This window comes from Pseudomonas sp. CH61 (assembly GCF_059429415.1).
Window position 1 is genome coordinate 3,564,057 of the sequence record NZ_CM182098.1, and the last position, 25,057, is coordinate 3,589,113.

Sequence of the window (25,057 nt, forward strand, 5' to 3'; positions counted from 1 at the left end):
CCTCACTCCTCCAAAAACAACTTGATGGTTTCAGGCAGATGCGAGCTGACTTGGTGAGTAAATCCGTTCGCGTCAGACACTCCATGCTCCAGACGCCCGTCTGCGCGCTGAATAACGTAAGGATGCTCAGGCATGGGCTCACCGGTCACGTCATTGACCAGTTTCAACCTGTCAGTGAAATGCACCGGCATCGGCAGCAAGCCACTGAAGGGAGCCGATGTCATCGTGTCACCGATGATGACCGTGCCTGAACCGCCGATGACGACATTGCCGTGACCACCGGTGCTGTCCAGCGTCGCAGCGTTCAAGCCATTAATGAACACCGTCGACGCAATAGCGCCGGTAATCGGGCTACCGCAGGCGGATTTGTCAGTCATCCGCGCAGCCGCCAAGCCGTCGAAATTCACATTCGGGGAGCCACTGACAATGGGATTGGTGCCATGTCCCGGCAATGGGCAGGCGGTTGGATCGGTGACGCGGGCGGCGGGTTTTCCGCTCATGAACAGCTCCTTGCAATGTAATCTGGTCATCCTTTCGGGGATGCAAGCATGCGGGAGTTCGCCGGGTACTTCAAACCTTCAGACCAAAAAAGGCGCCCGATCGGGCGCCTTTTTGATACGTGGAAACCGCTCAGGTTAGCGCGACGGCGGCACCCGGATATCCCCCGCGCGACACTGGGTTTTCACACCCTTGCCACAGGCGCCGAACTGCAGATCCTTGCCCATGCACACGCGCACTTCCGACAGTTCCGGGCCGCTGCAAATGACCGCGATGCCATCGGCCGGAATCCCCGGGTTGGCTTTACGGAACAAGTCGGCGATTTCCTGGGCTTCGAAGTAATAGGAACTGCTGAACGGTTGCAGCTCATCGGGGATTTTCACCGCCGCCACGGCTTTGTCCGCTTCATCCAGGTAGCCCATTGCACCGAGGCCGCTGCAGGTGCCGTGCTTGGACCATTCGTGGTCGAGCAGTTTTTTGGTCGGGAACAGCGTCAGGCCCTGGCTGGTTTGCGCCGCGTTCAGCGTGGTCAGCGGCGGGCAGGATTCCGGCCAGCCGCCCTTGGCGTATTGCGGCCACAAACCGTGCAGCACGAAGCCATAGCCCTTGCCCGTGCACTGCGAGTCATCCTTGTGCGTAAGGCAAAAGGTCGGCGACCAGGACAACGCCAGCAGGTAGTAATCGAACACCCCCGCCACCGATTCCGCCTGGGCTTTGCTCGACTGCGATTGGCGCGCCGAACTCAAACCGATGCTACCGGCCGTCAGCGCAATCACTGCCAAAATTGTAAACAGCTTTTTCATCTACCCGCTCCTTGGGACGCCTGCGTCCGTGGTTTTCGATCCTGACCAGACTTGGCCAGCGCTGATTTCGACACGCTTGTGTTGCAAGCGCATGACGCAAGGCAACGCCGTACGCCGTTGAAAGGTCTACGATTAACAGGCAGACATCAAACCAAGGGATCCGAAATGAGTAAAGCAGACGAACTCGCCGCCAAACTCAGGCAAACCCGGCACACCCATGCGGATGCCGCGCTGGAGATCGATTGCTGGCCGGCGCAGGTGTACGACCTGTACCACCGCATCGAGACGTGGCTGCAGCCGGTCACCGAAGTCGGCCTGAAGATTCGCCGCAATCCGACCCACGTTTGCGAAACCTCACCCGATGGTGAATCCCACGATTACGCCATCGACCAACTGGTGATCGAAGCCAATCATCAAACCCTGACATTTGATCCCATCGCACGGTTTACCGAGGATGGCGCAGGCCGGGTGCAGATCATCCCGTCAGCCACGGACACCTATCTGCTGCGTACCGTGGATGAACACGGTGAAAGCCATTGGTGGGTGCAGTCGATTGAAACAGGCCAGCAACTGGATGCCATCGCGCTGACCGAAAACAATCTTTTGCTGGCGGTGCAGGAAGGGCTCGGTCTCTAGCCCCGATTACTACCGCCGCGCCGAGCAAAACTCGACGATCACCTGCGTTAGCGCATCGATCATCTGCGGCTCAGCGTGCGGCGCGACAAACAAGCGGAACTGCGCATCCGGTAACACCGGCAAGCCCTGTTCCGCGCCGAGCGCCGTCAACCCCTGCCCCAACTGACTCACCGGCATCGGCGCCACGGCAAAGCCGGACAATGCCGCCGCGCGCAAGCCGGCGGTGCTCGAACACAGCATCGCGGTACGCTGGGCAATGCCCGCCTGAGCCAAACGCGTCAGCGCCGCCTCACGATACGGACACGGCTCAGGAAACAGCGCCAGCGGCAAAGGCGTCGGTAGTTGCGTCACCGGTTGTGCAGCCCACGCCCACACCAGCGGTTCCTGCCAGAGCAATCGCCCCGACTCGCCGGTTTCGCACAGCGAGCCGATGACCATCTCCAGATCGCGCTGCTGCATCTGGCCCAGCAACGTCCCCGGAATATTCACCTGCACATCGAGCTCCATGCCTGGATGCTGCGCCGCGCAATCCTGCAACGCGCGCAACAACCGCGCCTCGACAAAATCCTCGGACACGCCAATCCGCATCCGCCCCTGAAACGGCGTGCGGGTGAGCTGCGCCCAGGCATCGCGATTCAACGCCAGAATCGTTCGCGCATAGGCAATCAAACGCTCGCCGTCGGCGGTGAGTTGCTGAGAACGAGTAGTGCGCTTGAGCAGCGGCTTGCCGACTTGTTCTTCGAGACGGCGCAGATGACCGCTGACCGCCGACTGCGTCAGATGCAGTTTTTCCGCAGCACGACTGAAGCCGTCCTCATCGACAACGGTGACAAAAGTCTTGAGCAACAGGGCGTCAAACATAGTGAGATACGTGATCAATGGCCGATTTATTCACGATTTATAGTTTGAAGCGCGCTATGTTGCAATGCCTCGCACTCACTCCCCGACTGCCGAGACTTAACGTGACCACCCTTCTGCACATCGAATGCTCACCGCGCAAACAACGCTCCGCGTCACTGCAAGTGGCCCGCAGCTTTATCGATCGCTATCTGCAGCATCATCCGCAGACCCACGTCGAAACCCTCGATCTATGGGGCACGCCGCTGCCGGAGTTCGGCGAAGAGGCAATGAACGCCAAGTACGCCGGCATCAATGGCACGCCGCTGACGACCGCCCAGCAATCGGCGTGGAATGAGCTCAAGCACCTCGCCGCGTATCTGCATCGTGCCGATCTGATTGTGCTGTCGGTGCCACTGTGGAATTTCAGCATTCCGTACAAGCTCAAGCACTTCATCGACCTGGTATCGCAGAAAGACATCCTCTTCAGTTTCGACCCAGAGCACGGTCTGCAAGGTTTGCTGAAAAACAAAATCGCCGTGGGCGCCTATGCCTGCGGAATGGATTTCTCGGCGCAATCGGCCACACCCGCCGAGCGCTTCGATTTTCAGAAGCCCTACGTCGCGGCATGGCTCGAATTTATCGGCATCAGCGATGTGCATGAGTTGAGCGTCGAGAAGACCATTCTCGGCGAAGAGGTCGACCGTGAGTCGCGGCTGGCGGCGTCACAACGGGCGCGGGATCTGGCCGATCATCTCGCCTGCTGAAGCGTTCAATACAGTCATCCGCCAATCAGCGACCCGTTCTGATGACACTCACTAAAGGCTTTTACTACACTGGGCAACCTTCCCTTTCAGAAGCCCCCAGCTCAATGACAATTCTAAAAAGCACGATGACTCTCTGCGGTGCGCTGACATTGGCCACCGCCGTTCAGGCCCAGGAACCCCCTTCACACCTCGACAGCATCCAGCAACAAGGCCAGTTGCGCGTGTGCACCACCGGCGACTACAAGCCCTACACTTTCAAACGCCCCGACGGCGATTTCGAAGGTATCGACATCACCATGGCCCGCTCGCTGGCCGACAGCCTCGGGGTCAAAGTCGAATGGGTGCAAACCACCTGGAAAACCCTGATGCCGGACATGCAGGCCGGCAAGTGCGACATCGGCATGGGCGGCATCTCGGTGACCCTCGAACGGCAGAAAAAAGCTTACTTCAGCAACACCCTCGACACCGACGGCAAGATCCCGCTGGTGCGCTGCGCCGATGTCAGCAAGTACCAGACGGTCGAGCAGATCAACCAGCCCGGCGTGCGTCTGGTCGAACCTGCCGGCGGCACCAACGAAGCCTTCGTCCACGCGTTCCTGCCCAAAGCGCAACTGGCCCTGCACGACAACGTGACGATCTTCCAGCAACTGCTCGATAACAAGGCCGACGTGATGATCACCGACGCCTCGGAAGCGCTGTATCAGCAGAAACTCAAACCGGGCTTGTGCGCGGTGAATCCGCATCAGTACATGCAGTACGGCGAGAAGGCTTACTTGCTGCCGCGCGATGACATCAGCTGGAAACTGTACGTCGATCAGTGGCTGCACTTGAGCAAAGTCACCGGCAAATATCAGCAAACCCTGAGCGAGTGGATTGCCGTCCCTGCCGCGCAGTAATCCTCAATCGTCATGCAACATCCCGGAGCTGTACTGATTGAGACTGCTGCCGATACTGTTACCGCCGAACTTCAAGGTATTGGCGTTGCGCCCCTCCGGCGACTGACAGTCGCTGGAGAAACAACTGGTGGTGGTCAAACCACCCGCGCCGGAACAGGCACTCAACACCGATACTGCAGCAGCAATCAACAGCACTTTGACAACATTAAGGCGCATGGCACGATTCCTCGGGTTGAACAGCGACGATCTTGTCTCAGCAGACTAGGCCTGCTTCGCACGCGGCAAGATGAAACTTTGCTGATCGACAGCGCGCGTTCAGAATCGACAACCTGCCTGACAAGGATCGCCACATGCAATCGGATCAGCGCTATTTAACGCTGGGAGGCCCAAGCTTGAAACGAGAGCTGAGTCCAGCCGACTTATACAAAATCCGCGCAGCCCTCTCCGACATCTTCGTCGACAGCGGCGTCGATTACCCCTACATCGCCCGCGAAGTCGAAGGCTACGACCCGGAGCAAGTTAAAGAAATTCTGTATGCCGAAGTTGCCGTCGTCTGTGCCGGGAACCTGGAATGCGTACTCCCGCCGGTCTGGACCGGTTTCGAACCCGATGCGTTGAACAGGGACATCGAGCAAATGCTGCTCGCAAACACGAACAGCTGGATTCGGCGGCAACTGCATAAGCTGCACACCGCGTGGTTGCGATTCAGCTATCGGCAAGTCTGGGCAGAGATTACCGCTCACTGCAAAGGCTGGAATTAATACAGCCCTGCGTGGCAATGGCACATCAACGACATACAACGCGTTTAAACTGAAAGATGATTGCCCCTCTGCCCGTTCAGCTCTTTCCCGGTTTAGGAATCGCAATCCGGCTCCCGGTCTTGACCTCGCGCAACGCCAGACTCGACTGAATCGAGGCAATCCCCACCTGACGCCTGAGCACCTGCTCGATGAAATCGCTGTAGCTATCAAGATCCTCGGCCAATACCTGCAACACATAATCTGCATCGCCAGTGATCTTGTGACAGGCCACCACCTGCGGCAATTGCGCAATCACCGCCTCGAAGGCGTCCGGCGCATGATCGGCATGGGTGGAAAAACGAATGTGCACGAACGCCATGATATCCAGTCCGAGCATTCGCCGATCAAGGTTGGCCTGATAACCCTTGATGACCCCTGCCTCCTCCATGCGCTTGCGCCGCCGCCAGCACGGCGTAAGGCTCAGCGACAGCCGCTCGCTGAGTTCAGCGTTGGAAATACTGGCGTCCTCCTGCAATAACTCAAGAATCGACAGGTCGGTCTCGTCGAGGCTGATGCGTTTGGATATTTTTTTCTGCATGACGCCATTCCTGAGTAAAAACGCCCGAATAATCGACTGAATCACGAACACAAAGCAAAGAAAGCGCAACCAAGCCGGAACAGAATATTTGCACTGGCTAACAATAACGGATGCGCAGAATGTTTACAGTTTTCAGTGATTCCCACCGTTTGCACCACGGCACCGAATTGAAAGACGGCGTGCTCAAACCATCGTTCGAACAACCGAGTCGGGCCGACACCGTGCATAACCGCGTGAAACAGGTCGGCCTCGGCCAGATCGTCGAACCGCGCGCGTTTGACCGCTCGTGCTATGTCAACGCACACAGCGAGCGCTACGTCAGTTTTCTCGAAACTGCCTGGAGCGAATGGTGCGCCACCGGTCGCACTCACGACGCCTTGCCGCTGGTGTGGCCGGTGCGCGATCTGGCCGGTGAAGAGGTGCCGACATTCATCGACGGCAAGCTCGGCTTCTATGCCATGGATGCCGGCTCACCGATTACCGCGACGACCTGGCAAGCGGTGAAAACCAGCGCCGATATTGCCCTCACTGGTCTGGCCCTGCTCGATGAAGGCCACGACAGCGCCTTCGCCCTGTGCCGCCCGCCCGGCCATCACGCCGCGCGCGAATACATGGGCGGTTATTGCTACCTCAACAACGCCGCGATTGCCGCGCAACAAGCCATCACTCAGGGCGCCAAACGTGTCGCGGTGCTCGACGTCGACTTCCATCACGGCAACGGCACGCAGAACATTTTTTACCAGCGCAGCGACGTCATGTTCGTCTCTCTGCACGGCGAACCGGCGGTGTCCTATCCGTACTTCTCGGGCTACAGCCACGAAGTCGGCGCGGGTGTCGGCGAGGGTTACAACCTCAACTATCCCCTGCCGAAAAACACCACGTGGGAGAGCTATCGCAACGCCCTGCTCCACGCCTGCAAAAAGCTCCAGCAATTCGCCCCTGAAGTGCTGGTGATTTCCCTCGGTGTCGACACGTTCAAGGACGATCCCATCAGCCACTTCCTGCTGGAAAGCGATGACTTCATCGGCATCGGTGAACTGATCGCCAGCGTCGGCTGCCCGACTCTGTTCGTCATGGAGGGCGGCTACATGGTCGATGAAATCGGCATCAATGCCGTCAACGTGCTGCACGGTTTCGAGAGCCAACGCAGCTGAGCCAGCCCGCGCTCTACAGCCTTTCAATATCTGGATCGGAGAACAAGAACATGACGCTTTTTATTGATGTCGATGATGCTGCACGCCTGTTCACCCAAGTCGGTATCCGCCGCGCCATCCGCGAAATGGCCGGCTACATCGAAGCGGACTACGCACGCTGGGCGCAGTTTGATAAATCGCCGCGCACGGCCAATCACTCGGCAGACGGCGTGATCGAGCTGATGCCGACCGACGACGGCCAGCAGTACTCGTTCAAATACGTCAACGGCCACCCGAACAACGGCCAGCAGAACTTGCTCACGGTCATGGCTTTCGGTCTGCTGGCGGATGTGCAGAGTGGCTATCCGACGCTACTCAGCGAACTGACCTTGACCACCGCCGTGCGTACCGCCGCAACCTCGGCGCTGGTGGCGAAATCGCTGGCTCGCCCCGGTGCGACCTCGATGGCTCTGATCGGCAGCGGTGCGCAAAGTGAATTTCAGGCACTGGCCTTCCATGAAATGTTGGGCATCACTGAAATCCGCATCTTCGATATCGATCACGAAGCGTCCCTCAAACTGAAGCACAACCTCGCAGCGTTCCCGGACATTGAAGTCATTCTGGCCAGCTCTGTGAAGGACGCGGTCAAAGGCGCGGACATCGTCACCACGGTCACCGCCGACAAAGCCTACGCAACCATTCTGACCCCCGAGATGATCGAGCCCGGCATGCACATCAACGCGGTCGGCGGTGACTGCCCGGGCAAAACCGAACTGCACGCCGACATCCTGCGCAACGCCCGGGTCATCGTCGAATTCGAGCCGCAAACGCGCATCGAGGGCGACATTCAGCAACTGGCAGCCGATTCCCCGGTGATCGAGTTTTTCCGCATTGTGCTGGGCGAAGTGGCCGGACGCGAAAACGATGCGCAGGTGACGGTGTTCGATTCGGTAGGTTTTGCTCTGGAAGATTTTTCCTCACTGCGCTACTTGAAAGACCTTGCGCAGGCGAAGCAAATCGGCCGGCGCATCCACCTGGTGCCGACGCCGGCCAACATCAAAAACCTCTTCCAACTGCTCGATCCGCAACCGGCCAAAACCTCGCGTCTGCGCACCGTCAGTTGATCGCTAACCGCCGCCCCCAAAGCCAGAGGGGGCGATACACCTTGTGATCAGCCGCTGCACCTCTAACAAGAACGCTCGACACCTACTTTCTGCCAAAACTCAAAAACATAAAATCAAGAGGTTTTGCAATGAAATCGACCCCTTCCGGGCTGCCTGAACAGCCCGCGCTGCAGCGCACGCTCAGCAATCGTCACATTCAGTTAATGGCCATGGGCGGCGCCATCGGCACCGGCCTGTTCATGGGCTCCGGAAAGATCATCGCCCTCTCCGGGACGTCGATCATCCTCATCTACATGATCATCGGCCTGTTCGTGTTTTTCGTCATGCGCGCCATGGGCGAAATGCTCCTGTCCAACCTCAACTTCAAAACCTTCGCCGACTTCGCCGGCGCCTACCTCGGCCCGCGCGCGGCGTTCTTCCTCGGCTGGTCGTACTGGCTGAGCTGGAGCGTGGCGGTGATCGGCGACGCCGTCGTGGTCGGCGGATTCTTCCAGTACTGGTTCCCCGACGTCCCGGCATGGATACCCGCCGTCGGCATGCTGGCGACCCTGTTCGCCCTCAACGTGCTGACCGTCAGGCTGTTCGGTGAAGTGGAATTCTGGTTCGCGATCATCAAGATCATTGCCGTCGTGACCCTGATCGGCGTCAGCACCGTGCTGATCGCCAGCTCGTTCGTCTCGCCCAGCGGCGTCACCGCGTCCCTGAGTCACCTGGTGGACAAACAAGCGGCATTCCCCAACGGCTTGTTCGGCTTCTTCGCCGGATTTCAAATGGCGATCTTCTCCTTCGCCGGCACCGAGCTGATCGGCACCGCCGCCGCCGAAACCCGATCACCAGAGAAGACCCTGCCCAAAGCGATCAACTCGATTCCGCTGCGGATCATCCTGTTCTACGTCCTGGCACTGACCTGCATTATCGCCGTGACCTCGTGGCAACAGGTCTCCCCAGTCAAAAGCCCCTTTGTCGAACTGTTCCTCGTCGCCGGATTTCCCGCAGCCGCCGGCATCGTCAACTTCGTGGTCCTGACCTCAGCGGCCTCCTCGGCCAACAGCGGCGTGTTCTCATCGAGCCGCATGCTGTTCGGGCTGGCCAATCAAGACAACGCCCCCGGCATATTCCGCCGACTGTCGAGCAACAGCGTGCCGCTGCTGAGCCTGGCGTTCACCACGCTGTTGATGCTGGTCGGCGTACTGGTGCTATTCATCGTGCCGGAAGTCATGACCGCGTTCACCATCGTCTCCACCGTGTCGGCGATTCTGGTGATCTTCACCTGGTCGACCATCCTCGCGTCTTACATCGCCTACCGGAAAAAACGCCCGGATCTGCATGCGAAGTCGGCTTACAAGATGCCCGGCGGTGTGCCGATGGCGTGGTTCTCGTTGGCGTTTTTGGGGTTTGTGCTGGGGTTGCTGGCGTTGCGGCCTGACACGCGGATTGCGCTGATGGTGATGCCGGGGTGGTTTGTCTGGTTGGCGATTGCTTATCAGCTGACGCGGTTGAGGAAGCCGAAATCTGCGGTTGAGTCGGCGGGGCAGTTTGGCTAGATCTGCAAGAGAAAGCCGTCACCTGGAAGTGACGGCTTTTTGTTATCAGTGAACGAGCATTTTACCAGCCCATGGCGGGACAGGCTTTACGCCTTCACCTCAACGTTATCCAACGCCTGATTCACCGCCAACTCCCCCAACATCACCACCTGCGCAATGCCCAGCGCGGTTTTGCGGTGCGAGGGGTCGAGTGCTGCGGCGAAGTTGTTGAGCATTTCCGAGGCGGAACTCAGCGTTTCACTGGCATTGGCTAGCAAGGATTCCGAGTCGTACTTGGGGTTGGCGAGGTACATGCGCTCGGGCTCGTTGACGCTGGCCATGATGTGGCCGGCGGGAAGGAGGTAGTGATCGAGCGCGCGCTCGGCGGCTTCGTGGAGTTTCTTGGGGTTGAGGGATTCGTAGGGGGATGCGGGATCGGTTTCTGGTGGGTTGGGCGTTACTTTGAACATAGATGGAACCTCTAGCGCGATTACTAAAAGAAGCCATCACCCACGCTACCAAACGATGGGTGGCGGCCATACGCGGGTTGGTAGACCGGTCGCACTAGAACCCGGCGCCCACGAATGGGCCCCACGCATGACCACCATGAAATCCGAGTCCTAGGGAAGCGACTGAAATTGGTGATGCGATGCATCTAGACACGAAGCGGGCTACCAAACCCGATCACTGGTTTTCAGTGACGTGGGGACGATAGAGCGTGCGGGCTAGACGCACAAGCCGGGGGATTCTGTCTTAGGTGTAGGGGGAGGCGCAAGGGAGTGTAGGCTTAGGACTGTAGCAACAGAACTCATTTAAACAGACGTGTTTTTTCTGTTTGGAAGGCTATACGAGCACGACGTCAGATCCAAACACGTATGGATAGAACCGTGCTCCGCTTTCAAGCGTTACCAGTCGCTCCGACGATGGATTGGTTCGACTAACGACATCATCCTCTATATCAAAGGCCTGTAGAAACATGGACTTTTTACTCCAGTTCAGCAGAGTGAACCGCTCCCGGAGTTGTACGCATGCTCATTGCTTGTTCTTCACGAGACGAGCGTGAATCTCATCAAGCAATAGTGGATGATTACCAACATACTGTAGCATTGAGTCCTTCATCCGTTCTGCTTCACTTACTGCGTGCGGCCCCCACAGCGATGCTTGTCCTGAATCAAATATCCCGTTCTTCGCTCCAAGGGTAAATTCGATCGTTGACTTAGTCAGGTTGACCGCTCGCTTCACAGACAAAAAAGCATCAGCAACCTCTGTATCCTCCAACCGGATATAGTCAACCTCCTTAAGATCATCAAGTGCAACGTCTAGCAGAGAGATGTGGTACTCCAGCATTGGTTTGCTCGGCACACCTCGTACAATATAATCACCTGCATCTGATATTACCTGACTGGCATAAGTAGCAACCCTGAAGGATTTGTTCATGTAGTCGTATGAATCGAGAAGCTTATCCTGCTTCTGCTGCAACACTCCTCGCTTAGAAATCCACACCGCTGCTAGGATTGCTCCAATACTGCCAACTGCCTGCACCCAAGCGGCCATGTCTTTGAGCGAGCCAACTGCGGCGAGGATAACTTTTAGTCCCCAGCCCAAGACTCCCAGGGAAATAAACCCCCATACTACCCAAACACTCGCAACCTTCATGCTCTCCGGCATTTCGATCCACTTCATTTTATTAGCCCCAATCCGATCAAAAAGGGTGGAGCATGCCTCGATATTAGAGATTCGTCCAGACTATGATTGCGACTGCAAGAACGCACAGATGAAATCTTTCGATGAAGTGGGCACCAAATCTTTGTCATACTTTCATCACTCACTCGGGAAGGCTAACACTGCCCCTCACCTAAATAGTAGGTTCGAAATAGCGCCATGTACGACGTTTCTGAAATGACATTTCAGCTCAGTAATGCGATGTCCATCGTTGAGCAGAAAATTAGGGCTGATTTTGCTACCGCCTTCAAAACCATTTACTGCAATGGTTTAGTACCTGAAGAGTTTCCAAGCCAATGCCCTCCCATTGACCAGATTTCCCTAGTAAGTGCTGACGATCTTAAACGGGTTCATCGCGAACGGGGCTTTTACGTCATCCTTTCGGATCGCGCAGTCGACGGAAACACCTGCAGCCTGAGCCGAGGAACACTTCGTGCGATTTACCGCGGCGAATGTGGACAGGTTCGTAAGCGCATTCAAAGTCACCTATTCAACGCGCAGTACAACGCAAAATACAATGAACGCTCTTCTCGCTACGTTGCCGACCCGAAGAACAGTGGAAGGTCATTCTATGAGCCTCACTGGCCTCACTGCCTGAAGCTCGATCATGGTGGGCAGAGTGGAGTCAACATTGATCAGCCACCGCACTGCGATTACAAGTGGTTTGTGCTTGTGCATCCAATGATCGATAGCTCACAACAGCTAAGGCAGATTGCCGAGCTCGCATTCGATGACGCGTTCGGGCATCCAGCCGGAAGTCGTGAACGGCGATGATTGGTGCGATAGCACGGAATATATAGATAGGGATTCGAGCCCTTTCTGGCGGCCCCATATACCGTATGAGGCCATGATTTACAGTCGCTTTCGGCGCTTTGCGCTCTATCGCGGCTCCACGTCTGCCCGAAGCGATTCACAGAGCACCAGCCCTATACACCGCCTGCTATCCGCGATTGATTGAGATTGGATGACTCCTCAATGCGGAGGATGATCCCGTTGAGGGAGAATCTGGCCTACTTATGCACTGTGCAACGTTAAAAAAAGTGTGTTTTACTCAGCTAAATACAGCTGTTTAGCGGCGATGAAAGGATAAAAATGATTCAGGATACGGATTTCACGCCCTTGGTTTCGCCTTCAAGCGACGATCTCATTCCCCTTATCGATAAGGGCGAAGATCTTAGCAAATGGCTGAGCGAAAAAGAGAACGAAGGGCAAATCGTTCGCACAAGACTGAAGGCCAGCGAGCGTGTAATTGCACGCGTCACTGATGGAATTTACCGCCAACCGGCATCCGCTCTCCGGGAGCTCATATCGAATGCGTGGGACGCTGATGCCAATAATGTAGAAATCATTACCGATGCTCCTCGTTTTTCGCGCATGTATATCAGAGACGATGGCGCAGGGATGTCGTACGCGACGCTGGCCCGCTTGCTTCACTCAATTGGGGGTAGTGCAAAACGTACAGAGATTGGACAAGAATTAGGCGTAACGGACAAGTTAGATAGCGAAAAAACTCCTGGCGGGCGACTACTTATAGGAAAAATAGGCATCGGTCTTTTTTCGATTAGTCAGCTTGCGCGCAGATTTCGAATTGTAACAAAAGTTGCCAATGAGAATTACCGACTAATTGCAGAGGTAAAAGTCCGCGCTTACTCTGAAGACTCTGACGACGAAAGCTCTCGCGATGAAGACGATAATTTTGTAAACGGCGAAGTCCTCATTACGCGCGAATTCGTTGAAGATCTAGCAGCTCATGGCACTGACATTATACTTGACACATTAAAGCCGCGCGTCAGAGATATGCTGCGCAGTGCCGATCGTTGGAGAGCGCTTAAAGAAAAAGAAACAGCATTAGCTACAGGCGACCTAGAAACAGCGCAAAGTATCAGAGTAGAAGTTCCAAAATATCATTCCGGCTGGATTGAAAATCTTCCAAAGAAAAGAAGTGACCCTACAGTCCTTACAAATATTCCAAAATTCCCATGGGGACCCAACGTCCCAGCCAAATCACGCATGTCGTTTTTGATAGACGCCATCGAGAAGGAATCTAGCCGCACTGAGAGACCTGATCTTGCAAGCACGCTCGATACATATTTAGAGACTTTATGGACGCTATCGCTCTCGGTACCGGTCGAGTATGTTGAAAAGCACCCATTTGAACTAACGGATGATTCTGGCGTAAACATCTATTGGCTTTCAAATGAAAATCGCGGGCAAGCCGTGGAGGTAAAATTAAACCCCGGCCAAACTGTTCGCGATGCGATAAAAGAGCAAATCCCAGGCCACCCTGAACTTTCCGAAGGAAAAACTTCTCCAAGTGGTGGATTCAAGGTAACGATAGACGGATTTGAATTAAAACGACCGATTAGATTTAAACATCCAGCAAACGATACAAAAAAAGCCAACAACCCCATGCTATTTGTTGGCCGCTACGCACCGAACTTGGCCAGCATAAAAAGCGATGTTCGAGGTGGAAACTTATCACTTGAAGCATACTTATTCTGGAACTCTAAAATTATTCCAAAGGAAAACAACGGTGCACTTGTTCGAATCAGGGGCGCAAGCAGCGGTGTTTTTGATACAACCTTCTTCAAATACCAAGTATCCGAACAGACGCGACTTAGACAGATAACAACAGAGCTTTTCATTAGAAGCGGGCTGGATGCCGCACTAAACATAGACCGAGAATCTTTTAATTTTTCACATCCTCATGTGCAATTGGTCAGCCAATGGCTACACAAATCAATTCGCCAGTTAACTAACAAGCATAAAGACCTTAGCAAGCGAGCACGAACCGAAAAAAATGAATTTCAAGCAGAGCTGGTTCGCGACGCATTGACCGTTCATTCTGAAACGATATGGAATTCACGCCGTATTGGTGATCCACTTCCTGAAATTGCCGTAGCTCAAGATAGAGCAAGTGCAGAAAAATCTCGCTCAGACGGACTTATGACGATCGTACGAGAAGATATAACTTCCTTGAAAGGGGCAATGCCCGCAGCAGAACGAAAAGACAAGGAAGCGCAAGCTAAAGCTCTCATGCGTGTCCTCGACGCATATGGAATGTTAGATGATCGCCCTTATGACGAACAACAACACATTATCGATGCAATTTTCAAAGTTTTCTACGCGGCAAATATCAAATGACTGAACTTAATGCAATGCCAGGATCCGCATTCGAAACCGAAGAAGAAAACTTTGAAGATATTTACGGAGAAGAAGATGAGGCAATTGATGACCAAGCAACTTTAAATCGCTTTCATCGACGTGACTATAGCCCTTGGCACCACCCAGTTAAGCAAATCGTCCGCTCTTATCAATGGGCAGCCTTAACGGAAAGGTTCATTCAAGCGCGCCCTCAAGCAAATGCTTCTGATGCATTGACTTATTTTACACTACCTGGGGCGGATCTTTTCGATGTTCAAACTCTCTCAAACATCTGCGAACCATTAGGAGTAAAAATTCAGTACTTTGGATTTAACTCTGCATTTCCAGAAGAAGAAGCCGAAGGAACTAACGATTCGTCAGATGCACCATGGGTAACTGCAGAGTCTGCGCTAAGGCAGGCGGGGCGCATTACGTCAGACGCCGTTGTATTGTCTGATCGGCTAGAGGACATTGCAAACACTTCCTCTCAGGCATCTCTTGAACTTGGAAAGCGCCCGCCATTCGACATCATAAATATTGATGCGTGCGATCATCTTGCATATAGCCCAAAGGGCCGACCTCAAAGCATGTTTGATGCACTTCAACACTTACTGAGCCATCAATTAAGGGCTAAATCTCCTTGGCTTCTTTTCATTACAACGAGAGTACAACCGGATTTAATCGGAGCTCCAGGCGCTTGCTTTCAACAAGCCATTAATGACAATTTATCCATCAGCAACAGCGGCTTCGGTGCAGCTTTGGCAGAATGTCTAACGTTAGATGAAGATCGTTTTACTGAAGAGCTATCATCCTGCTGGAATATACATAACGAGCGTTTTCTAAAACTTTACACAGTTGGCTTAGGCAAATACCTACTTCAATTTTTTCACGGCCAGCCTTCACTGCCTGCGAATGTTGAACTTGCAAGCGTCTATTCTTACCGAGTATATGGTGACCAGGCGGATATGCTGGCACTCGCCTTCCGAGTAACACCAGATCCGATGCGCGTTTTTTTGCCTATGACTGGTGGATCTTTTGTCATACCCGACCTAGAGCCACGGCGCGCAACAAAAGTAGCACGCCAAGCAACTAAAATTCAGGATTTGGATAAGGCAATAGCTGAGGATGAGGAAGTTCGGCAGAAAGCCATCAGCGGTACTGTCAAATTACTAGAAGGGGCTAGATTCGATATAAATGGCTGGTGCGAGTGGCTGGCTAAGCACAGCCAGCGCCCACTAGCAGTCTCACTTTAACAGGCTTTAATCACTGCCGCGGCTAACGGAACGCAGAGACAGCTTAACCGCGGCAGCTACACTTTGAGCTAAAGGTGGAGGCACAGCATTAGAAACCTGCTCAACTTGCTCAGACAAATTTCCTTTTAATACAAAATCAATCGGAAACCCTTGAAGTATCATTGCTTCAAATATACTCAAACGTCGCTTACCGTCTGGATGAACGTGTATTTCCCGATTCCCAAACGCGACGGTAGGACTCGCTTTATCCCAAACTAATCGCTTAAAGCTTCTTCCTTCTGAGTAATTCGACTCCGGGTTTAAAAATCGAGCTGATTTCGGCTGCATCGTCCAGTGATTCGGATGAACTGGTATATCTGAAGGTGTCAGGCTTCTGTTAAAGAAAACAGGCTCAGCAAGATGAGAAATAGCCTCCCTAACTGTTTTCAAACCTGTTTTCTCTAAAGGTTTCACGGGCAAATAGCCCTGCCCCTTACGCATAGCCGACAAAATAATTCGACGACGATTTTGAGGAACACCAAAATTGAGAGCGCAGAGCTCTTTCTCTGTAACGTCAAAACCAAGGTCGATAAGGCCATCCACCAATGCCTTATAAGTGTCAGCATGCTTCTTATCTCTAATCCCCAATACATTTTCCAAGACTACAAACTCAACTGTGTAGTCTTCTTGAAGTCTTTTCACAATATCTAAGTAGAGGCGGGGAAGTTTATTTCTCGGGTCATCCGCTTGAGACGTAGTATTGGCTCGTGAAAAACCTTGACAAGGTGGACCTCCAATTAAACCGATCCGCGCTCTACTACCTACCTTTTCTGAAACAAGGTCATGCACACCTTCAGGCTGCAATTCGATAAGATCCCCTGCAACGCTATGTGTTTGTGGGAAATTAGCTTTATGTGTGCATACTGCAGCTGCAGAAATATCAATTGCTAGGGGAATCTGAAAACCTTCTTGGTGAAATCCCCAGTCTAGGCCTCCGGCGCCACAGAACAAGCTGATAACTTCCGGATACTCACTATCAACAGTAACGGACTGCATTGGCGGAGTGGACTCAAGCTCGGGAGCTTCATGACAACGTGCTGCGCTAGCTGAGGACATTTATTTCGCCTTTGAAGATAAGTACAGGTGATTCTGGGATTAACGTGGACAACTTGATGAAGGTGCACCGAGGACGAGCCCCGAACCTATGGGAATCACCACATAGGTATCAAACGAGGCAGTATATCAGCTTGTCTCTTCGCTTCGCCTATCAAAGCTCTCCTTTTTGACGCGGCTGTGAGAGCGCTAGCTGAAGCAACTCTACCCGCTGAAGGCGTCCCATCTGGAATATCCGCCTGGGTCCAATACGGGCCGGGTCAGGTAATGTGCGCTCGACTCTCCCAGTGCAGCAGCGCTCACGACTTCGTTGCCGCTTTAAGCATGCTCAACGCACTCCCATCCATATCGGGGCTCTGTCGCTCGAACGTTAAAACGCTGCTCCCGCCACATGGCTTGCGCTCTTTCACCAGGAGCAAGGATTTCGTTATGCGGACATGGTTCGCAGGGAATGGCGACCGCATCGGGCGAGAGATTGTGCAGCCTCAATCAATACTCGAGTTGAGAAGGTCGCGGGCAAATACGGGCCAGACCATGATATTCAATCGATTTGTCTCGCCACATCCGCAAGCAAGAGCACGTAGTAACTACGCATAAGCCTCCGTCCTATCCCAATCCTGATAAACTCCCTCGCCTTAGCCCCTCTGATCCAGATTCCCCCAATGTCTCTACAATCCGCCCCACTCTCCCGCCGCTTCTCCGTCGCCCCGATGATGGATTGGGCGTAGCCCTCCTCCAACGTACCAGCCAGCTTGGCCCACCCGCCGTAATCTCTTTGCTTTGTAGCAATTTCTAAGCAAGCCGCCATTACTGCCTGACAAAGGCAATACCGGTACTATGCTTGTATTTTTTCTCGAAAGGAGTCGATGCTATGTCAGACAAATATTCGTTATCCGACGTCTTGGAAAGGATGTACCAGAATCAGCTCGCTCTGGAAGCAGCCCTGATGGAACTAACGCTTCACGCAGAACGACAGGGTCTGGCAGAAGTCGGAGGCAACGTGCGGGGGGCCTTGTGGGCGATCGGAGAAAATTCCGGGCACATCAAGCAGGGTTTGGCCAAGCTCAAGGGGAGGAGCAAGGGCTAGGCTTTTCTCGTCTAGCTGGACTCCAGATAATTTCTGGAACTATCCCGTGGTCGCTGTAGCCCCAACTATCACTTGTTTAGGGGAAAAAACGTCGCTAGCGGAGTAATGAGGCAAAATGAATTGCGTCATGCGGATCACACCGTAAATTTGAGAAGTGCACCGTGCTTAAGGTTAATCAATCAATTGCGATCTCTCATTCTAACACTATCAGTTCATTCCCTTACGATTAGCGCGACCACGTAACAACGTGATCGCGCTTACGATATCAACTCAAGGCACGCAGCTCAGATAATACTTGCTGAACGTTGACCAGTCGCTCCCCTGCTTTTTCTCGTAAAAATAACATAGCAGCAGTGACCGTTCCTTCACTCGAACTACAGAGGACCTCACCGAGCTCTTTAGAAACGACAGGTAAGGAGCTAGCCATTATACTCAAAACATCGTTTTCGATTCGTATGGTAAGATTTCGTTTTATCGACTCTTCGTCTACGGACGCCAATACAATTTTTCGCCAAGCATCTAAATGCGATGCACGCAACTCCATAGCCGATAACCCGTCGTAACCAAATCGTTGCATAGCCTGCTCCGCATATTCATCAAAAACATATGCATCCCAGTTCCTATCCAGGGTTCTTTGAAATTCAGCTATCAAATCATCTCGATCATCTCTTTTATCGAAACAATCACATGCTGCTATAGCACTCTCTAAAATTTCTTTTAGATCATAAGCTAACGCTTCGAAGCATGTCTTCCAGTGCGCAGAAGTAGAAGGTGAGCCGGTTTCGCATTTTGACAACAACCAAACCGTGGCTATCCGCACCGTTTTAATATCTCGTTTTTTATCGAACACGAGATTATGACTAGCCCAAGTACGAAGCGCATGCAAATGTGGGATGAGAGTCCCACTACTCTCATTTAAAGGAGGTAGTTTTCTTAGAAAGCCAAAGGCTCCTCTTCCTGATTCGAAGACTAATACGTAACCCCAAGCAACCAATCTCATAAATGATAGCTCGTCGCTATCGCCTTTAGGAGGATTTACGGTAATTTCCGGAAAAACCTCTTTACCAACAATAGAAGTCAACCGACGTTTGAAATCTAAGTATAAGTTATGAATTTCTGCGAAGTTCATGTGCGGACTCCATGTCGCGAAAGCGGATCAGCTATTGGGCCTAAATAATTAAAAGCGATATTGAAGTTTGATATTTCACGACCAACAGCTAAGTCCTCACCCGCAAAATCACGCCCTAACAGATCAATATTCTGAGACAGCTGATAGACAGACACGGTCCAATGGCCATCACCCCTATCTCGTATCACACGTCCCTTATAACCACGCCCCGGCTCCTCCGACTCTAGCAAAAATCGACGAACCACACGCGAAAAATCCTCAAACTCGGTATCAGAAGATAGCTCTTTAAATAAATCCCTAGCCTGCTCCGCGCTACCAGATATCCATTCAAATACAGCTTCTAACAAACGAAAATTATTGCGTTGATTATCCCCTGCTAGGACATTAAGATCGCGAACCAGCGATAGAATTTCGTCTCTAAACTTTCTATCGCGAGGAATAACCGCCTTATCCTTCTGGAATATAAATGCATTAGTTTTACCCACCCAAAGCAATTGAATCAACAACTGCAACGGCCTTATATCTGTCAAAACAACATCGAGCCTTTCTCGCAGGAAGTTTACGGCAGCTGGAACGCGCGCAATCAAAGAACCAGGTATGGTCTCTTTTCGATTATTGAACAGACCCGAGCACATAGATCTAGCTTTTAAATAGTAGGCGACGGATGGGTTAGTTTGCTCAAGACTATGAAAAGCCTCGTCTGCTAGCTCAACTACTCCTAACTCCTCAGCCACTCTCAACTTCCGCTCCTTAAACTTGCTAGCAGAATAGTCATTGAAACTTTCAGTATCAGCCTGATCAAATATAGAGAATACGTCGGCACGCAACTCCATTTCATGAGCCAACGTAGACTTCCGATGCTTGAGAATATCGATGGGCGTCCACAACGCGATGTCAAAAGGGTAGTGATTATTAGCTACAGATATCGCTGTCGCGATTGCCGTTTTGGCAGCTAAATAATGTGACCAAACTACTTCCTCAGTAGCCCCTTGCCTAGCTAGACCTACCGCTAAATATCCGTAAATTGAAGCGTGTTCAACCGCTAAGCTCTGCCGAGTTTTTTTGCTGGCTCGCAAAACTCGCTCGTCGATTTCATGACGGGCCTTCTCCACTATTTGGCGAGCCTCATTTAATATCAAGTCTCGTTGCTCAGCGGTTAGCGAGTTTCCGTCGTGACGTTCGTTATTATCTGAAAACTGGACTGCTGCCCTGCGAAAAACCGACTCTTGAAGCATAATACTTGCGTCAACAACATCATGACGCTCTCGCAAGTCAGTAAGTGCATTTGCCACATCCAAATACCCAGACTGATATGCTTTCTTTCTGGGACCTTCTTTTTGCATTTTCCCCAGCAAATCCAAAAGAAACGATATTTCTGACCTACCGTCGGCGCCCGAGCGTCTTACTGATGAGATTAATTGGAGCAAGCAATTTATCTCTTTACTGCGATCAGCCAATCTACGCCTACATATCAATTCTGCTTCGAGCCTTAGCCTAGGTTGAACTAGATATTCATTACCCTCAGCATCGGCCACGTGCCATCTGAATAGATCCAGCTCTTCAAAGAGATAAGCAATTTGAACATAATTAAGAGCTTGATCAGCGCCACTTAAAGCTCTAAGCAGTAGGTTCAACGGTACTGGACAGTCTAGCCTCCCTGCGACCATCACTAAGTCAATTAATTTACCCGCAGCGTCCAACCCAGCCTCGGCATATTCAGGTGCTTCGTCTTCAAAGATCGAAGTGGTGTCCTTTCCAATCCCTAGCGCAATTAACTGCTGAGCCAAAACCAACTCCGGCCTACTTGTAAACGGTATGCTTCTTGCCTTAATCCTAACTACTTTCTCTGCATTTCGGGCTTCTTCAGTAATACCATCTATAATCCTGGCTCTACTCATCGACAAGTGCCGATAAAGCAAAGCAAAAACGTTTTTCTCATGGTGTGAGAAATCAATATTTTTACTTTGCTTGGGAGCGTATCTTCGAATTAACCTTTCAAGCTTTTCGATTTCAGAGCTGGTTGTTTCAGCATATGCCTCAACGAATCCGCGATTACTTTTCCTAATCCCTTCTACTTTGTAAGCAGATCCAACTACAATACATTTCCTACCGCGACTTTTTAGACTATTGGCTAAGTCTCGATATCGATCAGGGACTAAGTTAGCATCACATATAACAACGACACATGAAGCCCCAGCCTTTTCTGCCTCGGCTATGAAATCTTCGACATCGCTTGCATTTGGTATCCTATTTCGCGCATAGAGAACAGGAAGTTTATGGTCTGACCTTAATACTGCAGCCATTCTTGCTAATGCTACAGACTTGCCAGTACCTGACTGCCCGTGAAGCACTATACAACTAAGTAGTTTCCCAAAACTCTTCAGGTAATTTCGAAATGTTCGATCGAGCGTATGCTCAAAAATCCGTGTAATGGCATATCCTTTCCGTACGCCATCAATCTGAGTTCTGACGCCGCCGAACCCACCATGAAAACGCCTAAAGTCTTCTTCTAAGGCAGGGCCGATTAAAGGATAGCTTTGCTCGAGCCAAGAGTCATCGATAATAGTAGCGGCCGCCTCTACCCTTAAACGGAGTGATGGCGGAACTTGAAAAAATCTCCCTTCACTAAGCGTAATTGTTTCTGTGCTTCTTTGCTCCACTAGACCCAACTGGTCGTCTGACTCTGAATCTGAGTTAACTAGAAGCGCTAGGAGAATTTCACTTAATGAGCGCAGGTCGTTTATGATCTGACCTCGCTCCAACATAACCCCATAGAAGACAGAGTCAACTGGAGGCATACCAAGCCATAGAATTAATGTACTTTCTTGTGCAGAAAGAGGGGCAAGCATTTCGTCAACGTCTAGCCAGTCTCGACCCTCCTTATAACCTTCAACAACCAAAAGCCCTAGCGGAGTTACAGTTTCCGGCACTCTGCTGAGCAACGGATTAGCATGAATATTTTTTCGTTGCATCAGCTCAAACTTGTTCACCGGGACACTGTAGTTACCCTCTAACTCATTTGACTTACCGAACAGATAATGGACTGGTGGACGCGACCGGCTTCTAGCCACTCTGGCATAATGATCCTTTGATAGAATCGTTTCAGGCATCCTACCCCTGGACTCTAACCGTCGTGATATTTGAGGATCAATGGAAGTTGTAAAAACTGCACTCCATGCAACTTGAAATATTATTTCCAGCGACTCAGGTAAAACATTTCTTTCAAACCTCTCGGCCAACCATTCATAGCTTCCCCGAGATAATTTCTTTGACTTAATTATTTCCAACCAACTACTAGAATCATCAAGAGGCAACTCGACGTGATCGAGAAATTTTTTCAGTACCGGGTCTCCTTTTCCCCCTCCAGAAAAGTCCTGACCTAAAAATAGGACCAAAGGCTTCTCACTTTCGACAGCCTCTGAAATCAACGCTTCAGCGCCTTTGCCACCATAGATTCCGTCTATCAAACTATATCCCTCAAATAATAACCGCAAACTCGCTGACGTAGATTTAAAAACAAAACAAACGTTATCGCAAAAACCGAAACCGCAAATACCCCAAAATAGTTTCTACCCATTATCCCGTGCAGCACTCGGTCACTTCACCGGAGGATGGCAATAAGCCACCCGATCTTAATGAGATCCCTTGATAATTTCTACTTTATCCGCAAGGACGTCGGCAAAATGAATCAGATTCGCAAGCGTATTGCGTTTAGCGCATGAACCTCTCAACGGTAAAAAGCTAGGAGATCCAGTCAGCTAACTTCGAGAGCTAAGGACCTCCCCATGAGGCTGTAGTCGGACCTTACCTGATCTGTGTAATTTCCAGAACGTAGGCCTGGCATGCAGCCAAAGCTATCAATCCTTCGTCGCCGTCATCGGTGACGCCGATAATTCTTTGAGCATGCGCTGGGTCAAGTTCGGCTCTTGTGGAGCCATGAACCACGCCGCCGGTGGCGGTGGTGGCTGACACCGATCCGTTGCCGGCGCCGGTGGTGGCATCGAGTAGGACTGACAGGCGCAGATCAGCAGTGGCAAGGCGGTCGCGCAGGCGACCTTGATCACGTTGGGCATCGCTCAAAGCTCGGTAATGGGATTGTTCGCTGGTAGCTAGGTGCTGCTCGAGCGCAAGGCGCTTGTCCTGTTCGGCACGCTGTTGCGCGGCCGAGGCCAGATTCAGTTGGTTGAGGGTTTCGGTGTGGAGTCGGGCCTGCTCTGCGAGCTGTTTGCCGTAGCGCCAATCCTGTACTTGCCAGGTAATGGACGCAGAACCACCGACCAAGACGACCAGCAGCACGCCTTTTGCCATTAGCCGATACGGCGCCGGGATCAGTTCGCCGAGACGCATAGCACCGCCATCGCCCGCCCCCACAACTCCAACCGGTCCTGCAGGCCATTGAGGCCGCCGTTGATCCTGCGGGTGATCGTGTTGAATTCATTTTGATCGGCCAGCGCGTTCAGCCCATTCACGGACCAGAACCATGCGGCCGACTCGGCGGCCCACTGCGGCAGCTCCAGCAGTTCAGGCGTGCGCAGCAATCGCTCGTCACCGAACAGCGCCAAGCTGCAGCGCAGGTAGTTGTCGTGGCCAGTGACCTGGATCAGGCCGCGACCGCGATAGCGCTGGCCATCACCATCTGCTGCCGGCGTGTTGCCCAGTTTTGCCGCCAGGTTGCCGGTGTCGTATTTACTCAGGTACTGGTCGCCGCCCAGTTCCCGGACGTACTGCAGCTGGCACGACTCGTGGCCGACTTGCGCCAGGAACGCGGCTTGGCGTTTCGGCGTGTTGATCTGCCGATGGGCCATGGCCGCGTTGAGGGCGGATACAAAAACGCCCGCTTGGCGGCGGGCGTTGGGCATGATGCTTTGCAGCTGTTGTTCAGTGATGGACATACAAACTCCAGACGTAAAAAACCGCACTCAGGCGGCGATGGGATGCGGTTATTGCTTCTCGATGTTCACCACCTTGAGGGGTGGTTTTGGCCCTTTCTTTTTCTTGCCCTTGGATTTACCGGCTTTGCCGGCATTGCATTCGACCGTGGTCGACCAGCCCGACTGGGTGAACACCTGCTCGACCGAATCCGCCAGATACTCGCCATCGAGCCCGACCTTGAAACCCTTAGCGATGATAGGCCGCTCGGCAAAGATGTCCGTTCGGCCGGGCATCTCCAGCCGCACATCGGCTGTCGAGCGGTTGAACGCTGACAGACGGGCCTTGGCTGCCGCTTCAGCAGCACCCTTGTCTGGGTAGATATGACGGTCGGTATGCACTGCCGGCAGGCCGTCAGGAGCGTCATCGTTGTCGATGGTGACCACCGCCAACTTGCCGTTCTTTTTGTCCTGATGCTTGGTGGCGACTGCCTTGTGCGAGTTGCGATCGCCTAGACTGAATTGCCAACGGCTAAGATCACTGCGGGTCAGCGTGATAGCGCCAAATGCTTTGCCGCTGGCCGTCTGGCCACCTTGGCGCGGCATCACCAACAGCTTTCCGTCCGCCACCTTGGCCGTGCAGTCGTATTGCTTGGCCAGACGGGTGATGAAATTAAAATCGGACTCATTGAGCTGGTCGACCCGGGCGACTTTTGTCGACACCGGACACACCGGCTTCCAGCCATTGCGCGCGGCCACGTCAGCCACGATCTTCGACAACGGCACGCCTTCCCAGCTTCCGCTACGGATGGTTTTGCCACTGCCACGCACGTCGCTGGCCTTACCCTTGATCACGATCGTGTCCGGCGGGCCTGACACCTCGACCGTGTCGACGGTGTAACTGCCCATACGCGTCAAGGTCGTTTCGGCATAGCCCAGGTAGATCTCGATTGAGCTGCCACGCCGTGGCAATTGCACTTGCCCATCACGGTCGTCGATTCGCAACTCAAACTCGTCGGACTCCATGCCCGGCTTGTCAGAGGTGCGCAGCAACAACAGCCGATCATTGATCTTCGCCGTGACGTCGGCCCCATCGGCGACAATTCGAAACATCGGAGTCATGGTTTTTTTCCAATAAAAAACCCGCACAAGGCGGGCCAGAAAAACAAGGTGTCGTTACGCGTAACGCGACGCGGCGCCGGCGAAG

The 25,057-nt window shown here is 52.8% G+C and carries 24 protein-coding genes; 11 read left to right on the forward strand and 13 right to left on the reverse strand.

The genetic code is table 11. The features are described 5' to 3' along the window. Positions 1 to 2: 2 nt before the first annotated feature. The gene (locus tag AC5SEM_RS15860) at positions 3 to 500 is read right to left on the reverse strand and encodes a PAAR domain-containing protein (RefSeq protein WP_495470775.1); all 498 of its coding nucleotides are present in this window, start codon (positions 498 to 500) and stop codon (positions 3 to 5) included. 135 nt (positions 501 to 635) lie between these two features. Next, complete coding sequence (locus tag AC5SEM_RS15865) at positions 636 to 1,301, reverse strand: ribonuclease T2 (protein ID WP_123595092.1); 666 nt, start codon at positions 1,299 to 1,301, stop codon at positions 636 to 638. Positions 1,302 to 1,466: 165 nt separating this feature from the next. Here AC5SEM_RS15865 and AC5SEM_RS15870 point away from each other — a divergent pair, with 165 nt between their 5' ends. After that, on the forward strand, positions 1,467 to 1,937 hold the full coding sequence (locus AC5SEM_RS15870) for a hypothetical protein (protein WP_495470776.1): 471 nt from the start codon (positions 1,467 to 1,469) through the stop codon (positions 1,935 to 1,937). 9 nt (positions 1,938 to 1,946) lie between these two features. On the opposite strand, the gene AC5SEM_RS15875 is transcribed toward AC5SEM_RS15870, so the two are convergent. Further along, entirely contained in the window at positions 1,947 to 2,798 is an 852-nt protein-coding gene (locus tag AC5SEM_RS15875) for a LysR family transcriptional regulator (protein WP_495470777.1), read from the reverse strand. Positions 2,799 to 2,899: 101 nt separating this feature from the next. On the opposite strand from AC5SEM_RS15875, the gene AC5SEM_RS15880 reads away from it, so the two are divergent. Further along, positions 2,900 to 3,541: an FMN-dependent NADH-azoreductase gene (locus AC5SEM_RS15880; RefSeq protein WP_495470778.1), complete on the forward strand. Its 642-nt coding sequence runs from the start codon at positions 2,900 to 2,902 to the stop codon at positions 3,539 to 3,541. A 104-nt stretch (positions 3,542 to 3,645) separates the two neighbouring features. Then, positions 3,646 to 4,437, forward strand: coding sequence for a transporter substrate-binding domain-containing protein (locus AC5SEM_RS15885; protein ID WP_495470779.1), 792 nt, complete (start codon positions 3,646 to 3,648; stop codon positions 4,435 to 4,437). A gap of 3 nt (positions 4,438 to 4,440) precedes the next feature. Here AC5SEM_RS15885 and AC5SEM_RS15890 read toward each other — a convergent pair whose 3' ends face one another. Beyond that, entirely contained in the window at positions 4,441 to 4,653 is a 213-nt protein-coding gene (locus AC5SEM_RS15890; RefSeq protein WP_016984584.1) for a hypothetical protein, read from the reverse strand. Positions 4,654 to 4,787: 134 nt separating this feature from the next. Between AC5SEM_RS15890 and AC5SEM_RS15895 the strand changes: the two genes are divergently transcribed. Beyond that, a complete protein-coding gene (locus tag AC5SEM_RS15895) occupies positions 4,788 to 5,198 on the forward strand; it encodes a DUF7079 family protein (protein WP_495470780.1) in 411 nt (136 codons plus the stop codon). A 76-nt stretch (positions 5,199 to 5,274) separates the two neighbouring features. Here the strand turns inward: AC5SEM_RS15895 and AC5SEM_RS15900 are convergent, their stop codons facing one another. Further along, positions 5,275 to 5,775 carry an Lrp/AsnC family transcriptional regulator gene (locus AC5SEM_RS15900; protein ID WP_495470781.1) on the reverse strand — a complete coding sequence of 167 codons (501 nt, stop codon included), beginning with the start codon at positions 5,773 to 5,775 and terminating at the stop codon, positions 5,275 to 5,277. Positions 5,776 to 5,894: 119 nt separating this feature from the next. On the opposite strand from AC5SEM_RS15900, the gene AC5SEM_RS15905 reads away from it, so the two are divergent. From AC5SEM_RS15905 to AC5SEM_RS15915, 3 genes are all read left to right on the forward strand, one after another. Further along, positions 5,895 to 6,929, forward strand: a complete 1,035-nt coding sequence (locus AC5SEM_RS15905; RefSeq protein ID WP_495470782.1) for a histone deacetylase family protein — start codon at positions 5,895 to 5,897, stop codon at positions 6,927 to 6,929. A 50-nt stretch (positions 6,930 to 6,979) separates the two neighbouring features. After that, on the forward strand, positions 6,980 to 8,032 hold the full coding sequence (ocd, locus tag AC5SEM_RS15910) for an ornithine cyclodeaminase (protein ID WP_495470783.1): 1,053 nt from the start codon (positions 6,980 to 6,982) through the stop codon (positions 8,030 to 8,032). Positions 8,033 to 8,160: 128 nt separating this feature from the next. Continuing rightward, positions 8,161 to 9,576, forward strand: coding sequence for an amino acid permease (locus tag AC5SEM_RS15915; protein ID WP_495470784.1), 1,416 nt, complete (start codon positions 8,161 to 8,163; stop codon positions 9,574 to 9,576). 86 nt (positions 9,577 to 9,662) lie between these two features. On the opposite strand, the gene AC5SEM_RS15920 is transcribed toward AC5SEM_RS15915, so the two are convergent. Both AC5SEM_RS15920 and AC5SEM_RS15925 read right to left on the reverse strand, forming a co-directional pair. Next, on the reverse strand, positions 9,663 to 10,025 hold the full coding sequence (locus AC5SEM_RS15920) for a DUF6124 family protein (protein WP_064120708.1): 363 nt from the start codon (positions 10,023 to 10,025) through the stop codon (positions 9,663 to 9,665). A 562-nt stretch (positions 10,026 to 10,587) separates the two neighbouring features. Continuing rightward, complete coding sequence (locus AC5SEM_RS15925) at positions 10,588 to 11,238, reverse strand: hypothetical protein (protein ID WP_495470785.1); 651 nt, start codon at positions 11,236 to 11,238, stop codon at positions 10,588 to 10,590. 198 nt (positions 11,239 to 11,436) lie between these two features. Here AC5SEM_RS15925 and AC5SEM_RS15930 point away from each other — a divergent pair, with 198 nt between their 5' ends. The 3 genes from AC5SEM_RS15930 (at position 11,437) to AC5SEM_RS15940 (ending at position 15,674) form a co-directional block, all read left to right on the forward strand. After that, positions 11,437 to 12,051, forward strand: coding sequence for a hypothetical protein (locus tag AC5SEM_RS15930; protein ID WP_495470786.1), 615 nt, complete (start codon positions 11,437 to 11,439; stop codon positions 12,049 to 12,051). 318 nt (positions 12,052 to 12,369) lie between these two features. Next, a complete protein-coding gene (locus tag AC5SEM_RS15935; protein WP_495470787.1) occupies positions 12,370 to 14,421 on the forward strand; it encodes an ATP-binding protein in 2,052 nt (683 codons plus the stop codon). Next, entirely contained in the window at positions 14,418 to 15,674 is a 1,257-nt protein-coding gene (locus tag AC5SEM_RS15940; RefSeq protein WP_495470788.1) for a PP_RS20740 family protein, read from the forward strand. The genes AC5SEM_RS15935 and AC5SEM_RS15940 overlap by 4 nt, the downstream gene beginning before the upstream one ends. A 6-nt stretch (positions 15,675 to 15,680) precedes the next feature. Here the strand turns inward: AC5SEM_RS15940 and AC5SEM_RS15945 are convergent, their stop codons facing one another. Further along, the gene (locus AC5SEM_RS15945; protein ID WP_495470789.1) at positions 15,681 to 16,769 is read right to left on the reverse strand and encodes a DNA cytosine methyltransferase; all 1,089 of its coding nucleotides are present in this window, start codon (positions 16,767 to 16,769) and stop codon (positions 15,681 to 15,683) included. Positions 16,770 to 17,637: 868 nt separating this feature from the next. On the opposite strand from AC5SEM_RS15945, the gene AC5SEM_RS15950 reads away from it, so the two are divergent. Beyond that, positions 17,638 to 17,853, forward strand: a complete 216-nt coding sequence (locus AC5SEM_RS15950; protein WP_495470790.1) for a hypothetical protein — start codon at positions 17,638 to 17,640, stop codon at positions 17,851 to 17,853. A 265-nt stretch (positions 17,854 to 18,118) separates the two neighbouring features. Here the strand turns inward: AC5SEM_RS15950 and AC5SEM_RS15955 are convergent, their stop codons facing one another. The 5 genes from AC5SEM_RS15955 to AC5SEM_RS15975 form a co-directional block, all read right to left on the reverse strand. Continuing rightward, positions 18,119 to 18,982, reverse strand: a complete 864-nt coding sequence (locus AC5SEM_RS15955; protein WP_495470791.1) for a hypothetical protein — start codon at positions 18,980 to 18,982, stop codon at positions 18,119 to 18,121. Then, the gene (locus AC5SEM_RS15960; RefSeq protein ID WP_495470792.1) at positions 18,979 to 22,449 is read right to left on the reverse strand and encodes a P-loop NTPase; all 3,471 of its coding nucleotides are present in this window, start codon (positions 22,447 to 22,449) and stop codon (positions 18,979 to 18,981) included. The genes AC5SEM_RS15955 and AC5SEM_RS15960 overlap by 4 nt, the downstream gene beginning before the upstream one ends. Before the next feature lie 337 nt (positions 22,450 to 22,786). Continuing rightward, complete coding sequence (locus AC5SEM_RS15965) at positions 22,787 to 23,329, reverse strand: lysis system spanin subunit (RefSeq protein WP_495470793.1); 543 nt, start codon at positions 23,327 to 23,329, stop codon at positions 22,787 to 22,789. Then, positions 23,311 to 23,874, reverse strand: coding sequence for a glycoside hydrolase family 19 protein (locus AC5SEM_RS15970; protein WP_495470794.1), 564 nt, complete (start codon positions 23,872 to 23,874; stop codon positions 23,311 to 23,313). Before AC5SEM_RS15970 ends, AC5SEM_RS15965 begins: the two co-directional genes overlap by 19 nt. A gap of 48 nt (positions 23,875 to 23,922) precedes the next feature. After that, the gene (locus tag AC5SEM_RS15975) at positions 23,923 to 24,972 is read right to left on the reverse strand and encodes a phage late control D family protein (protein ID WP_495470795.1); all 1,050 of its coding nucleotides are present in this window, start codon (positions 24,970 to 24,972) and stop codon (positions 23,923 to 23,925) included. Positions 24,973 to 25,057: the final 85 nt, after the last annotated feature.

Bases quoted from the DNA above. Each gene is read 5' to 3' on its own strand.
- ocd (WP_495470783.1), top strand. From the start codon at position 6,980: ATGACGCTTTTTATTGATGTCGATGATGCTGCACGCCTGTTCACCCAA.
- AC5SEM_RS15915 (WP_495470784.1), top strand. From the start codon at position 8,161: ATGAAATCGACCCCTTCCGGGCTGCCTGAACAGCCCGCGCTGCAGCGC.
- AC5SEM_RS15965 (WP_495470793.1), bottom strand. From the start codon at position 23,329: ATGCGTCTCGGCGAACTGATCCCGGCGCCGTATCGGCTAATGGCAAAA.
- AC5SEM_RS15860 (WP_495470775.1), bottom strand. From the start codon at position 500: ATGAGCGGAAAACCCGCCGCCCGCGTCACCGATCCAACCGCCTGCCCA.
- AC5SEM_RS15885 (WP_495470779.1), top strand. From the start codon at position 3,646: ATGACAATTCTAAAAAGCACGATGACTCTCTGCGGTGCGCTGACATTG.
- AC5SEM_RS15935 (WP_495470787.1), top strand. From the start codon at position 12,370: ATGATTCAGGATACGGATTTCACGCCCTTGGTTTCGCCTTCAAGCGAC.
- AC5SEM_RS15870 (WP_495470776.1), top strand. From the start codon at position 1,467: ATGAGTAAAGCAGACGAACTCGCCGCCAAACTCAGGCAAACCCGGCAC.
- AC5SEM_RS15940 (WP_495470788.1), top strand. From the start codon at position 14,418: ATGACTGAACTTAATGCAATGCCAGGATCCGCATTCGAAACCGAAGAA.
- AC5SEM_RS15950 (WP_495470790.1), top strand. From the start codon at position 17,638: ATGTCAGACAAATATTCGTTATCCGACGTCTTGGAAAGGATGTACCAG.
- AC5SEM_RS15895 (WP_495470780.1), top strand. From the start codon at position 4,788: ATGCAATCGGATCAGCGCTATTTAACGCTGGGAGGCCCAAGCTTGAAA.
- AC5SEM_RS15975 (WP_495470795.1), bottom strand. From the start codon at position 24,972: ATGACTCCGATGTTTCGAATTGTCGCCGATGGGGCCGACGTCACGGCG.
- AC5SEM_RS15945 (WP_495470789.1), bottom strand. From the start codon at position 16,769: ATGTCCTCAGCTAGCGCAGCACGTTGTCATGAAGCTCCCGAGCTTGAG.
- AC5SEM_RS15970 (WP_495470794.1), bottom strand. From the start codon at position 23,874: ATGTCCATCACTGAACAACAGCTGCAAAGCATCATGCCCAACGCCCGC.
- AC5SEM_RS15875 (WP_495470777.1), bottom strand. From the start codon at position 2,798: ATGTTTGACGCCCTGTTGCTCAAGACTTTTGTCACCGTTGTCGATGAG.
- AC5SEM_RS15905 (WP_495470782.1), top strand. From the start codon at position 5,895: ATGTTTACAGTTTTCAGTGATTCCCACCGTTTGCACCACGGCACCGAA.
- AC5SEM_RS15865 (WP_123595092.1), bottom strand. From the start codon at position 1,301: ATGAAAAAGCTGTTTACAATTTTGGCAGTGATTGCGCTGACGGCCGGT.
- AC5SEM_RS15930 (WP_495470786.1), top strand. From the start codon at position 11,437: ATGTACGACGTTTCTGAAATGACATTTCAGCTCAGTAATGCGATGTCC.
- AC5SEM_RS15890 (WP_016984584.1), bottom strand. From the start codon at position 4,653: ATGCGCCTTAATGTTGTCAAAGTGCTGTTGATTGCTGCTGCAGTATCG.
- AC5SEM_RS15925 (WP_495470785.1), bottom strand. From the start codon at position 11,238: ATGAAGTGGATCGAAATGCCGGAGAGCATGAAGGTTGCGAGTGTTTGG.
- AC5SEM_RS15955 (WP_495470791.1), bottom strand. From the start codon at position 18,982: ATGAACTTCGCAGAAATTCATAACTTATACTTAGATTTCAAACGTCGG.
- AC5SEM_RS15900 (WP_495470781.1), bottom strand. From the start codon at position 5,775: ATGCAGAAAAAAATATCCAAACGCATCAGCCTCGACGAGACCGACCTG.
- AC5SEM_RS15920 (WP_064120708.1), bottom strand. From the start codon at position 10,025: ATGTTCAAAGTAACGCCCAACCCACCAGAAACCGATCCCGCATCCCCC.